The sequence below is a fragment of the Chryseobacterium sp. SIMBA_029 genome, from assembly GCF_046535275.1.
GTDB lineage: Bacteria > Bacteroidota > Bacteroidia > Flavobacteriales > Weeksellaceae > Chryseobacterium.
The window spans coordinates 203899-216995 of sequence record NZ_JAWRXA010000002.1; the positions used below are offsets into that span (position 1 = coordinate 203899).

The 13097-nt window shown below is 36.6% G+C and carries 13 protein-coding genes; 7 read left to right on the forward strand and 6 right to left on the reverse strand.

Annotation, left to right across the window (positions count from 1 at the left end):
* Positions 1 to 108: 108 nt before the first annotated feature.
* Positions 109 to 1656 (reverse strand): sensor histidine kinase, encoded by a 1548-nt coding sequence (locus tag SB679_RS04160; protein WP_410700950.1) that lies wholly within the window; start codon positions 1654 to 1656, stop codon positions 109 to 111.
* Between the two features lie 202 nt (positions 1657 to 1858).
* On the opposite strand from SB679_RS04160, the gene SB679_RS04165 reads away from it, so the two are divergent.
* Positions 1859 to 2350 (forward strand): SRPBCC family protein, encoded by a 492-nt coding sequence (locus tag SB679_RS04165; protein ID WP_410700951.1) that lies wholly within the window; start codon positions 1859 to 1861, stop codon positions 2348 to 2350.
* 114 nt (positions 2351 to 2464) lie between these two features.
* Here the strand turns inward: SB679_RS04165 and SB679_RS04170 are convergent, their stop codons facing one another.
* The 4 genes from SB679_RS04170 to SB679_RS04185 all read right to left on the reverse strand — a co-directional run bounded on the left by SB679_RS04170 (position 2465) and on the right by SB679_RS04185 (position 6459).
* Positions 2465 to 2806, reverse strand: a complete 342-nt coding sequence (locus SB679_RS04170) for a hypothetical protein (protein WP_034708541.1) — start codon at positions 2804 to 2806, stop codon at positions 2465 to 2467.
* Complete coding sequence (locus SB679_RS04175; protein ID WP_410700952.1) at positions 2803 to 4851, reverse strand: S9 family peptidase; 2049 nt, start codon at positions 4849 to 4851, stop codon at positions 2803 to 2805. Before SB679_RS04175 ends, SB679_RS04170 begins: the two co-directional genes overlap by 4 nt.
* 90 nt (positions 4852 to 4941) lie before the next feature.
* Entirely contained in the window at positions 4942 to 5682 is a 741-nt protein-coding gene (locus SB679_RS04180) for a uroporphyrinogen-III synthase (protein ID WP_410701241.1), read from the reverse strand.
* 12 nt (positions 5683 to 5694) lie between these two features.
* Complete coding sequence (locus SB679_RS04185) at positions 5695 to 6459, reverse strand: DUF4271 domain-containing protein (protein WP_410700953.1); 765 nt, start codon at positions 6457 to 6459, stop codon at positions 5695 to 5697.
* Here SB679_RS04185 and SB679_RS04190 point away from each other — a divergent pair.
* The 4 genes from SB679_RS04190 to SB679_RS04205 all read left to right on the forward strand — a co-directional run bounded on the left by SB679_RS04190 (position 6440) and on the right by SB679_RS04205 (position 9854).
* Positions 6440 to 7156 (forward strand): polyprenol monophosphomannose synthase, encoded by a 717-nt coding sequence (locus SB679_RS04190; RefSeq protein ID WP_317740597.1) that lies wholly within the window; start codon positions 6440 to 6442, stop codon positions 7154 to 7156. The genes SB679_RS04185 and SB679_RS04190 overlap by 20 nt on opposite strands.
* The gene (locus tag SB679_RS04195) at positions 7153 to 7521 is read left to right on the forward strand and encodes a DUF4296 domain-containing protein (RefSeq protein WP_410700954.1); all 369 of its coding nucleotides are present in this window, start codon (positions 7153 to 7155) and stop codon (positions 7519 to 7521) included. Before SB679_RS04190 ends, SB679_RS04195 begins: the two co-directional genes overlap by 4 nt.
* A 73-nt stretch (positions 7522 to 7594) precedes the next feature.
* Positions 7595 to 8725: a tRNA guanosine(34) transglycosylase Tgt gene (gene tgt, locus SB679_RS04200; protein WP_410700955.1), complete on the forward strand. Its 1131-nt coding sequence runs from the start codon at positions 7595 to 7597 to the stop codon at positions 8723 to 8725.
* Between the two features lie 16 nt (positions 8726 to 8741).
* Positions 8742 to 9854, forward strand: coding sequence for an LptF/LptG family permease (locus SB679_RS04205; protein ID WP_410700956.1), 1113 nt, complete (start codon positions 8742 to 8744; stop codon positions 9852 to 9854).
* Here SB679_RS04205 and SB679_RS04210 read toward each other — a convergent pair.
* The gene (locus SB679_RS04210) at positions 9848 to 10561 is read right to left on the reverse strand and encodes a biotin--[acetyl-CoA-carboxylase] ligase (protein WP_410700957.1); all 714 of its coding nucleotides are present in this window, start codon (positions 10559 to 10561) and stop codon (positions 9848 to 9850) included. The two genes, SB679_RS04205 and SB679_RS04210, sit on opposite strands and share 7 nt — an antisense overlap.
* An 88-nt stretch (positions 10562 to 10649) precedes the next feature.
* Here SB679_RS04210 and rsfS point away from each other — a divergent pair, with 88 nt between their 5' ends.
* Positions 10650 to 11018 (forward strand): ribosome silencing factor, encoded by a 369-nt coding sequence (rsfS, locus tag SB679_RS04215; RefSeq protein WP_034708532.1) that lies wholly within the window; start codon positions 10650 to 10652, stop codon positions 11016 to 11018.
* Positions 11019 to 11034: 16 nt separating this feature from the next.
* Entirely contained in the window at positions 11035 to 13020 is a 1986-nt protein-coding gene (gene ftsH / locus SB679_RS04220) for an ATP-dependent zinc metalloprotease FtsH (RefSeq protein WP_410700958.1), read from the forward strand.
* Positions 13021 to 13097: the final 77 nt, after the last annotated feature.

Sequence of the window (13097 nt, forward strand, 5' to 3'; positions counted from 1 at the left end):
TTAAATAATTAATAGCTAGAATGAGCTTCCTCACTCTTTACTTCTTATATTTTGTTATTAGGTTCGTATTGTTATATAAATTGATTAAAATCTGTTATCATGTATTCTCTAGCTCATTGGAAGTTTTATAGTAAACGTACTTCCTTTTTCCTTATGAGAATCTACAAGGACTTGTCCCTTATGAAGTTCTACAATCTTTTTGACGTAGGACAGCCCTAGGCCTTGCCCTTTTACGTTATGGATGTTTCCTGTTTCCTCTCTGAAGAATTTTTCGAAGATTTTAGTTTTATTCTCGGTTTCCATTCCCATTCCTTTATCAGAAATCTCAATGACGTACATATTACCCTCGTTTCTTGTTTTTACATGAATTTCGGGTGCCTCCGGAGAGTATTTATTGGCGTTGTCCAGTAAATTAACCAGCATGTTTGAGATATGAAATTCATCAATCTTAAAGATGTATTGAGAAGCATTGAACTCCTGGGTAAGAGAACCGTTTCTTTGCTGTACAATCAGGTTAAAAGACTCCGTAGTTCTTTTAATTAATTCCCGAACGTTGGTTTCCTTTAAAAACAATTTCACCTCATTTCTTTCAAGTTTAGACATGTTCAGAACATTCTCCACCTGTTTTTTCATTCGTATATTTTCCTGCTTGATCAGCTCGGAGTAATATTTTACTTTATCGGGATTCGTTGCAATTTTATCATTAGCCAAAGAATCCGTAGCTACAGAAATTGTAGCCAGAGGAGTCTTGAACTCGTGAGACATATTGTTGATGAAATCCGTTTTTATCTCTGCCAGTTTCTTCTGCCTCATCATATAATTGATGGAAATAATATAAATCCCCAGAATAGTCAGTAATGAAAGGAATGTTCCCAGCAGCATCGGCCAGTTGTTCATCGCCAGAGAATATTCCTTTTTCGGGAATACCAGGGCTAAACTGTATAGAGTACGGTCTTTTTTGTCTGTGAAAAGAGGGTAGCTGTAGACGCTGTTGTCTTTTTTCTCTTTGTAGGCTTTATTGAAAATACTGGTAAGGTTATTGTTTTTATCCGTAACCCCAAACCCGAATTTTGAACTGATTCCCCGTATTTTAAGCTCTTTGATCAGAACGGAATCTAAAATTTTATCATCCACCCTTTTTGTAATGGGAAGGTTGCTGCCATTCACTTTTACAAATTCTTTCACCGCATAATCACCGTTTTCAATGTCTCGGTTGATTTCTGCGGTAAGAGGTTCACGGTTGGCCGTGTCCCGTTTTACTTTATAAGCAGCTTCATCGGTATATAAAGTGGTTAACCGGATAGAATCTCCTCGTTGGGAGATGGGAAGCTGTGTTTTCTCAATGATATTTTTAGAGTAAATGATTTGACGCTGGATACCTGAATCTTCTACTTGCTGAATAGTGGTTAAAGAAGGTTGACTGTTGTTGGCAAGAACGTTATTTCTGAAATTTTTGTAATCTCCGTTCATGATTTTATCAACTTCAATTTCTCCAATGCTTTTTGAGGTGCTCTCCAAAGCCGAATAAACTTTATTGGAAAACTCCTGATCCAGTGCGCCGTAATAACCTTTCAGCCAATAAAACTGGAGTGTAACGAAAACAATCAGTGAAATCGTCATAAACACCGAGATTATTGGGATGAATTTATTATTCATTTATTTTTAATTAGAATTATTTGGAATTATGAATGTTAAAATTAATTATTTTAAGACTTCATAAACAAAAAACGAGCCAAAAAATTGTGTAATTTTTCTTAAAACCATGTTTTTTAACATTTTATTATAAATATTTAAGATCTTGTCCTATGAAAAGCCCTTCTATAAATTAAAATACTAAGTTTGTTATAAATATTTACTTATGAACTCAACGATCATTTTTAACAAAGATTTTGATTTGAATACTGTGTATGTCATGAAAATTTTTGACGCAGACGTTTCAAAAGTATGGGATTATTTTACCCAAGCCGAATTATTGGATCAGTGGTGGGCTCCAAAACCATGGAAATGCGAAACTGTAGCAATGGATTTTAAAGGAAATGGAATCTGGCATTACGTAATGACGGGTCCGAATGGCGAGAGAATGCACGCCCAGATGCAATACGGCGAAATTAATGCACACAGAAGTTATGACGGGGTAGCAGCTTTCTGTGATGAAGATGGAAAGGTAAATGAAGAAGTAGAACCGTCTAAATGGCTGGTAGGATTTACCGGAGTAGAAGAAGGCGCTAAAATGACCGTGAATATTCATTTTCCGTCTACAGAAGCGATGAAAAAGCACGATGAAATGGGATTTGAAGAAGGCTTTACAATGACGCTGAACCAGCTGGAAGATATTCTTAGAACAAAATAATTAAATGTGATGTTTTGCTCGTGGACTTTTAAGTCTGTTCTGTGAAATAATGCTGTTAATGAATTTAAATAAAAAATGGAAAGTAATTGTACTTTCCATTTTTTATTTTGTTGACTAAATCAGTTCTTCATCCTGAAAATATTGAATAATTGCTTTTTTCATCAGCAAAGATTGTTCATTAGGTCTCAGTTCAGGAAGTCCTTCTATTTTTTCAAAATGAGGCCATCCATCTTCATAATGCGTGAATTTATAATATCCAAACGGTTCCAGTAATCTGCAAACCGCGATATGAAGAATGTTTAACTTGTCGTCTTTCGTATATTTTTGCTGGCCGCTTCCCAATTCCTGAAGCCCGATCAGAAACAGGATGGTTTCAATCGGTGGATTCTTTTCAGTCTGGAAGTTCTCCTCAAAAAATTGTTCTATCTTTTTCCAGTATTCAGCTTCGTTGATCATGATTTTTTATTTTCTAATTTTAAAAGAAAACCGTACTCTAAAGCATCTTCTTTCAGTGATTCAAATCTTCCGCTGGCTCCTCCATGTCCGGAACTCATGTCAGTTTTGAAGACTAAAAGGTTGTTGTCGGTTTTTAATTCTCTTAGTTTTGCTGTCCATTTTGCAGGCTCCCAATACTGAACCTGAGAATCGTGCAGACCCGTTGTGATCAGCATATGCGGGTAATCTTTCGCTTCGATATTATCGTAAGGCGAATATTCTTTCATGTAATGGTAATATTCTTCATCATTAGGATTTCCCCATTCATCATATTCTCCAGTTGTCAAAGGAATAGTTTCATCCAGCATTGTGGTAACGACGTCTACAAAAGGAACCTGAGCAACAATTCCATTGAAAAGGCTAGGTTCATAATTGATCACGGCACCCACTAATAAACCTCCGGCGCTTCCGCCCATCGCATATAAATGCTTTGATGAAGTATAGTTTTCTTTGATTAAGTGCTTTCCGGCATCAATAAAATCGAAAAATGTATTTTTCTTAAAAAGCATTTTACCATCCTCATACCATTCTCTTCCCAGATATTCTCCGCCACGGATGTGGGCAATCGCATAAATGAAGCCCCGGTCTAGAATAGAGAGCCTTACATTGGAGAAGCTGGCATCAACCGTATGTCCGTAACTTCCATATCCATATAAAAGAAGGGGAGTATCGGCCGATTTTTTAGTGTCTTTATGATAAACTAATGAAATAGGAACCTTGGATTCTCCATCTCTGGAATCAGCCCAGATTCTTTCAGAAATATAATTTTCAGGAATGAATGTTCCACCCAATACCTCCTGCTGTTTCAGAAGTTTTGTGGTTTTCTCTTTCATATTGTATTCGTACGTCGAACTTGGCTGGGTCAATGAAGTGTACCCATAGCGAAGAACCTCGGTATCGAATTCTAAATTAATAGCGATATATGCTGTATACGTAGGATCAGAAAAAGGCAGATAATAAGATTCGTTCGTCTTTTCATCAATAATTTTAATCTGAAGCAGACCTTTTTCCCTTTCCTCAATAACGAGATAATCTTTAAAGATCTCGAAACCTTCAAGCAGAACTTCAGCACGGTGAGGAATGACATCCACCCAGTTTTCTATTCCGCAATTCTCAATTTTAGCCTTTACGATTTTGAAATTGAAGGCATCATCTGCATTGGTAATGATGTAGAATTCGTCTTCATAATGTTCTACAGAATATTCAAGATCATCAATTCTGGGCTGAATGATTTTCCATTCTGCAAAAACATCATCAGAAGGAATAAAACGGTGCTCGTCAGAAATTGTGCTTGAGCTTGCAATGAAAATATATTGTAAAGATTTTGTTTTGAAAACATTCACATCAAAAGTATCATCTTCTTCATGGAAAATTAAAACATCTTCAGAAGGATCTGTTCCCAATGCATGTCTGTATACTTGGAATGCCCGTAAACTGTCATCTTTTCTAATATAAAAGACATGGGTATTATCATTGGCCCAAACGGCTTTTCCTGTCGTATTTTCAATTTTATCCGCCAGGATTTCTCCAGTGGTTAGATCTTTAAAATTGATGTCATAAATTCTTCTTCCTACATTATCTGAAGAAAATGAAGCCAATTTATTATTAGGACTTACCGCAACGCTTCCTACTTCAAAAAAAGTTTCCCCTTCTGCCAGGATGTTGACATCTAAAATGGTCTCTTCCTGATGTTCCAGACTTAGATGTTTTCTGCAGAAAATAGGATATTCCCTTCCTTCTTCATAGCGGACGATATACCAGTATTCATTGTAGAAATACGGTAAAGATTCGTCATCTTTCTTATATCGGGCTTTCATTTCTTCAAAAAGATCTTCCTGCAGCTGTTCCGTATCCTTCATTACAAAATCTGCGTAAGCATTCTCTTCTTCCAGGTATTTGATGACTTCTGGATTTTCTCTTTCGTTAAGCCAGAAATACTTATCTGTTCTAGTATCGCCGTGTATTTCGAGTGTTTTATCTATTTGTTGTGCCTGTGGAGCTTTCATTCAATATTAATTCTTGTTCAAATTTAATTAAAAAAAAACCATCTTTCCTTGTTATTGAAAAGACGGCTGTTTTATAGGGTGTATTAAAAACTATTTGTGAAGGCTTTTAATATATTTTTCAAGGGCCATAGTCATGGATGGTGTTTCCTTAGTAGGCGCCATTAAATCAATAGTTAATCCTGATTCTTCCGCTGCAGCAAGGGTTGTATTCCCAAAAACTCCAATTTTGGTATCCTCCTGTTTGAAATCCGGGAAATTCTGTTGTAGAGATTTAATACCCTGAGGACTGAAGAAGACAAGCATATCATAATCCTTGATATTGATATCCGTCAAATCGCTGCATACCGTTCTGTACATGATTGCTCTTGTCCAGTCAACATTTGAAGCATCTAATGTTTTAATGATATCCGGACTTAATACATCCGAAGACGGCAGTAGATATTTCTCACTCGGGAATTTCTTGAAAAGAGGCTGCAGATCTGCGAAGTTTTTCTCCCCAAAACTGATTTTTCTCTTTCTGTACACAATGTGCTTCTGAAGATAATTAGCGATCGCTTCAGACTGGCAGATGTATCTCATTGTATCAGGAACAGCAAAACGCAATTCCTCCGCAAGTCTAAAGTAATGGTCTATCGCATTTTTACTGGTAAAGATAATACCCGTAAACTGCGTTAGATCGATCTTTTGTGTTCTAAGTTCTTTATTGTCAACCCCTTCGACGTGGATAAAAGGACGGAAATCAATCTTTATTTTTTCCTTCTTCGCTATATCCAAATATGGAGAAGACTCACTAGGCGCTGGTTGAGAAACCAATATAGACTTTATTCTCATCATTGACTTTTATTAAAAAAATAATAATTTCCAAAGCAACAATAATGGTGCGATTTGGAGGGTGCAAATATACAAAAATTTATAATACCATTTTTCCGGCAATATATTGTTCTTGTGAAATAAATAGAAACAAACCTTGAAAATAAAGACAAACGAAAAGAACAATAAGTAGTAAGAAAATATTTTATATCTGTCTATGGGGAAATAATAGTGGGTTATACAGAGAATTATAAGTAAAAAAGAGATGACGAAGTAGAATTTGGTGGAGGTGAAATAAAAAATTGACCATTTTTTTCCATCTCCAATACTTTGGTAAAATAAAAAACCTAAGGCAGATTTTGCAGCATAAAAAAATACCACAGCAATCAAAGTATACCCAAATTTGTTAAGTTGATACCCCCCAACCTGCAAATCTGCCACATATTTTGGCACGATAGGGATGTATTGGGACAGTAAAACGGACAAACTAAGCGTGGTTACACACGAAGTAATGATCCAGCTGGGCAGGTTATTGCTTGCATCAAAATATTTTTGAAGCAGAAAGTCTTTCAGGTTGGCATCTCTTTCAATAATGTTCATCATGAAAACATATAAAAAGATACAGCCTAGCAGGATAAAGATTACCCAATCATTGTTCTCAGGTATTCTTATATGATTTGTAAAATTTTGTGATAACGGCAACGGAATGTTTTTTGCAAAATTATAGATTATTTTGTATAAAATAAAAAGGTTAAATAAACTATCTTTGCAAATTGAAATGAAAAAACTGGTCATCATACCAACTTACAACGAAAAGGAAAATATTGAAAATATTATTTCCGCGGTTTTTGCATTGGAAGATAACTTTCATATTCTGGTAGTGGATGACTCATCTCCTGATGGAACCTCCTGGATTGTAAAAGATCTTCAGAAAAAATTCCCGCACCATCTGCACCTGTCAATAAGACATACAAAAGATGGATTGGGGAAAGCTTATATCCACGGATTTAAGTGGGCGCTTGAAAATAAATATGATTATATTTTCGAAATGGATGCTGACTTTTCACATAATCCCAGCGATTTACCTAAACTTTTCGAAGCCTGCCTGAACGCAGATATGGCCATCGGATCACGGTATTCAAGAGGAGTGAATGTTGTCAACTGGCCGATGGGAAGAGTTTTGCTTTCCTATTTTGCCTCCAAATATGTAAGATTCATTTTAGGACTTCCGATCCATGATACGACCGCTGGTTTTGTCTGTTTCTCAAGAAAGGTTCTGGAAGAAATAGGATTGGATAATGTAAGATTAAAAGGATACGGATTTCAGATAGAAATGAAATTCAGAGCTTTTAAGAAAGGATTCAAAATTGTAGAGGTTCCGATTATATTTACCAATAGAATTTTAGGAGAAAGCAAAATGAACGGAGGAATCATTCATGAAGCCGTTTTTGGGGTGTTAAATTTAAAATGGAAATCAATCATCAACAGATTATGAAAAAACTGATCTTTTTTTTCGTTTTATTAAGTCTGTTTTCGTGCGGCGACTACATCGATAAACCTAAAAACCTGATCGATGAAGATACCATGGCGGAAATCCTGGCTGATCTTTCAGTGAATGACCAGGCAACTTACATGTATCAGAATAGAAATTTAGAAGCTGGAACCCGGTTTGTTCTTAAAACCCATCATGTAAAATCAGCTGATTTTATCGACAGTTTTAAATACTATGTGGTAAAAGACAAAATGAACGGGATTGCTGACGATGCACAGAAAAAGTTATTAAAAAAAGATCCCAAAGCGGATCAATATGTAAAAGATAAATCAAAGAAGAGCGGTAACGTGCCTTCTTTCGCAAAATAAGTGATGAAGCAGAAACACGTTCCATTCGACAGAAATATCAACCGTAACAGCGGTGAAATAAAAAAATATACGAATGAAATTTTTTAATATAGAAAAAACCTCTGAGGGGAAGGCCAGGGCAGGAGAATTGATCACCGATCACGGTAAAATTCAGACTCCTATTTTTATGCCTGTAGGTACCGTTGCCAGTGTAAAAACCGTTCACCAGAGAGAATTAAAAGAAGACATTAAAGCCCAGATTATCTTAGGAAACACCTATCACCTGTACCTTCGTCCTACGATGGATACTATGCAGGAAGCGGGTGGTCTGCATAAATTTATGAATTGGGATCTTCCTATCCTTACCGATTCAGGAGGTTTCCAGGTGTTTTCGCTTTCTAAAAGCAGAAAAATGTCAGAAGAAGGGGTAAAATTCAAATCTCACATTGACGGAAGTTACCATTTATTTACTCCGGAGAAATCAATGGAAATCCAAAGACAGATCGGAGCAGATATTTTCATGGCTTTTGACGAATGCGTTGCCTATCCTAGCGGATACAACGAAGTAAAAGCTTCTATGGAAATGACCCATCGATGGTTAAAAAGATGTATCGACTGGAATGAGGCAAATCCTGAATTATATGGTCACAAACAAAGATTTTTTCCAATTGTTCAAGGTTCTACCTATTCGGATTTAAGAAAAATTTCAGCAGAAGTGATTTCTGAGGCAGGTGCTGAAGGAAACGCTATCGGCGGACTTTCCGTTGGTGAGCCAGAAGAAGAACTGTACAGGATTACTGACGAGGTTACCGATATTCTGCCAAAAGATAAACCAAGATACCTTATGGGAGTAGGAACTCCATGGAACATTCTGGAGTCTATTGGATTGGGAATCGATATGATGGATTGTGTAATGCCTACAAGAAATGCCAGAAATGCGATGCTTTTCACGTGGCAGGGCGTTATGAATCTTAAAAATGAAAAATGGAAGAAAGATTTTTCGCCTTTGGATGAATTTGGAACGAGTTTCGTTGACAGAGAATATTCAAAAGCGTATGTGCGTCATTTGTTTGTTTCAAAAGAATATTTGGCAAAACAAATTGCGTCCATTCATAATCTGGCTTTTTATTTAGATTTGGTAAAAGTAGCAAGAGAGCATATCGTTGCAGGAGATTTCTATCAGTGGAAAAACTCTATTGTACCGATTCTTAGACAAAGGCTTTAAAAAATAAAGAAAGGAAATGCTTAAAATTATAGACCGGTATATTATCAAAAAATATCTTGGAACTTTTAGTTTCATGCTGATATTGCTGTCTATCGTAGTTTTGGTTATTGATGTCCAGCAGAAAATACCAAGAATAGAATCCGCAAAGGCTTTAGATCCAAAACTGGATCTGATGTACTTTTTGCTGCATTTTTATCCCTTCTGGATTATTAATCTGGTGGTGACTTTCCTTTCCATTTTAGTTTTCATTTCGGTGATCTATTTCAGTTCGCGAATGGCGAATAATACTGAAATTGTTGCCATTATAAGCAGTGGTGCCAGCTTTCACAGATTCGCAAAACCCTATTTATATACTTCCATATTGATTGCGCTACTGTCACTTGTAGTGAATCATATGGTGTTGCCCTGGGCGAATATCAAAAAGAACGAGCTGGAGGCATATACCTATAATGCAGCCAATAAAGAGAAGATCTTAGGAACGGCCCCGGCCTCTGCACAGCTCAGTAAAAGCGAATATATTTTTGTTAACTCATGGAATAAAAGAGAAAATAGAGGTTCCGGTTTTATTTATCAGAAATTTGATAAAAACCGCAGAATGCTTTATGAACTTAAATCATCCGAAGTTTCATGGGATAAAGCAAAGAAGCTGTTTGTCTTAAATAATTACGTTGAAAAAACCATCAACAAAGATAATACAGAGAAACTTGGCAATGGTCCTGAGCTGAGAAAAAGCTATGGACACACTCCGGAAGAACTTTTCCCGAATGAACTTTTAGGACAGAATAAAACCACTCCGGAGCTGTTGAAATTTATTAAAAGAGAAAAGGAAAAAGGAAACTCCAATTTGAATTCTTATCTTAATGAACTTCATCAGCGGACTTCAATGCCTGTTTCTATCATTATTCTCACGTTTTTAGCACTTTCTCTGGCTTCACAGAAGAAAAGAGGAGGGTTGGGCGTTAACCTGGCAATAGGGATCTCAATGGCCTTTATTTTCGTATTCTCTTTTGAAGCATTAAAAGTAGTTTCTGAAAACAAAAGCCTGTCTCCAGCATTGGCGATGTGGCTTCCGAATCTGGTTTTTCTTCCGCTTACCCTGTATTTATATCTCAAAAGAGCCAATCAGTAAAGGAGTTTTACTTCTTTATGATAAAAAGATCTCATTTCGTCTTCCAGCTCGATCCAGATTTCACCCTTTTCATCAGCATAGCGTATGATGCCATTTTGTCTTTCTTTTTCAATTTCAAAGACGGATATTTCGTTTTTTCGGAACAGATGGCTGTTGAACCGGTCCATAATCTCCTGCTCAGAAGGAATGTTTTTAAGTTTTTCAATTAAAAAATCGTTCAGATTTTCTGTAAATTCTTCAAGGTCAAATCTTTTCCCGGTCTGCGTTAAAAGAGATCCTGCATTGGATATTTCATCAAATTTCTCCTGCAGAATATTGAAACCTGCCCCGATAATAAAGTACTGCTCCTGATGAATCTTTCTCTTTTCAATCAGAATTCCGACGATTTTTTTCCTGTTGAGGATAATATCGTTCGGCCACTTGATAAATACTGTGTTTTCAGTCAAATTGGCCAGATAATCACGGATCACGATTGCGGTATAATAATTGAACATGAAATCAGAAATCAAGAAGTTCTTAGCCTTTACTGCCAGCGTATACGCTAAATTTTGTCCGGCGGTAGAAGTCCATGTATTTCCGTACTGTCCGCGGCCCTGGGTTTGATTAAATGTATGCACTCCAATAAAATCTGAATTTTCATAAAGTAAAAACTTTGAAACTTCGTCATTAGTAGAAGAGCATTCTTTTAAATAGAATAATTGGTGCATTTAAGAAAACTTTAAGAACATTAAGGGCCTAAAAGTAAGGCTTAAGTAAAGAAAAAACAATAAATTTGCAGATTATAGTATATTTTTAATGAATAAAACAGTAGAAAAGCAAGCGCTAATAGATAAAATCGTTGAAGCCATTCAAGATGTAAAGGGAGAAGATGTAATGATTTTCGATCTTTCAAAAATTGAAAACTCTGTGGCAGAGACGTTTATAATATGTAGTGGTAACTCCAATACGCAGGTGGCTGCATTAGCAGGTAGTGTAGAGAAAAAAGTAAGAAATGAACTTCAGGACAGACCTTGGCATGTAGAGGGTACCGAAAATGCAATGTGGGTTTTAGTAGATTATGTTACGGTAGTGGTTCATATCTTTCAAAAAGAAACGAGAGAGTATTATGATATCGAAGAACTATGGGGTGATGCAGTCATCACAAAAATTGAAACAGAATATTAAATTTTAAAAAGTATAAATGAACAATAAAGGATTCAACTGGTTTTTTCCAATTGCGATCGTAGCTCTTTTGTTATTTTTTGGCTCCAATTTTTTAGGAGGTGATAGTGCGAAATCTATTGATGAAGATGGATTCTTCAGAGAATTGCAGTCGGGGAAAGTACAGAGTATTATTATATACAAAGACACAGAGAAAGCAGATGTTTTCCTGACAAAAGCTGCAAAGGCTGCTGTGGTAAACAAATCAGCCAATGAAAACAATCCTCTATCAGCATTTGAAATGGCTCCTAAAGCAGATTATTCTGTGAAATACGGAGATCTTCAGCTTTTCCTTCAAAAATTTGATCAGATAAAAGCAGCTGATGCCAATATCAAAACGACAAAAGATTACGGAGCGGGTAAAAACCCATTCATGGATATCTTATTCTCAGCATTGATCTGGATTGCTATTTTAGGATTATTCTACTTCCTTCTTTTCAGAAAGATGGGCGGTGGCGGTGGCCCTGGAGGACAGATTTTCTCTATCGGAAAATCCAAAGCAAAACTTTTTGATGAAAAAGAAAAAATTCAGGTAACATTTAAAGATGTTGCAGGATTGGAAGGAGCAAAAGAAGAGGTACAGGAAGTAGTAGATTTCTTGAAAAACTCTGAGAAATATACCAAATTAGGAGGTAAAATTCCTAAAGGTGTCCTTTTAGTAGGCCCTCCGGGAACCGGTAAAACCTTGTTGGCGAAAGCTGTTGCAGGGGAAGCTAAAGTTCCGTTTTTCTCCCTTTCAGGTTCAGATTTCGTTGAAATGTTCGTTGGAGTAGGAGCTTCCAGAGTTAGAGATTTATTTGCCCAGGCAAAAGCAAAATCTCCGGCGATTATTTTTATTGATGAAATTGATGCTATCGGACGTGCCAGAGGGAAAAATAATTTCTCCGGTGGTAACGATGAAAGAGAAAATACACTGAACCAGCTTCTTACGGAAATGGATGGTTTCGGAACCGATGTGAATGTGATCGTAATGGCAGCAACCAACAGAGCAGATATCTTAGATAAAGCTTTGATGAGAGCAGGACGTTTTGACCGTTCCATCTATGTAGACCTTCCGGAATTACATGAGAGAAGAGAAATATTTGATGTTCACTTGAAGAAAATCAAATTAGATGATAATGTAGACCGAGATTTCCTGGCAAAACAAACTCCTGGATTCAGTGGAGCAGATATTGCAAATGTTTGTAATGAAGCGGCACTTATCGCAGCAAGATACAATCATACCTCTGTTACAAAACAGGATTTCCTGGATGCTGTAGACAGAATAATTGGTGGACTTGAAAAGAAAAATATGGCTATCAAGCCGTCTGAGAAAAAGAGAGTGGCTTATCACGAAGCAGGCCACGCTACGATCTCATGGTTGGTGGAACATGCATCACCGCTTTTAAAAGTAACCATTGTTCCAAGAGGACGTTCTTTAGGAGCAGCATGGTATCTTCCGGAAGAAAGACAGTTGACCACTACAGAGCAAATGCTTGATGAGATGTGTGCAACGTTAGGAGGAAGAGCGGCAGAGCAGGTGATTTTCAATAATATTTCAACCGGTGCTCTTTCTGATCTGGAAACAGTAACGAAAAGAGCACAGGCTATGGTGACGATTTATGGATTAAGTCCTACTATCGGAAACATCTCTTACTATGACAGTTCAGGTCAGTCAGAATATTCTTTCGGGAAACCCTATTCTGAAGATACTGCTAATAAAATTGATGTAGAGATTAAATCTATCATTGAGAACCAATATGTGAGAGCAGTACAAATTCTTACTGAGAACAAAGATAAACTGGATGCTTTAGCAACCAAGCTTTTAGAAAAAGAAGTTATTTTCCGTGAAGACCTGGAAGAAATCTTCGGAAAGAGAGCCTGGGATCCGGAATTAACTGAAAGACCAGTAACGAATACCATTCCGTTAAAAGATAAGGAAGAAGCAAGTGAAATTCAGGCTCCTGAAAGCCCGAGCATCTTGTAGAATTCCCCGGAAATACATAATTTAAAACCTGATAGTGTAAAAACTGTCAGGTTTTTTCATATTTAACCCTGCATTTT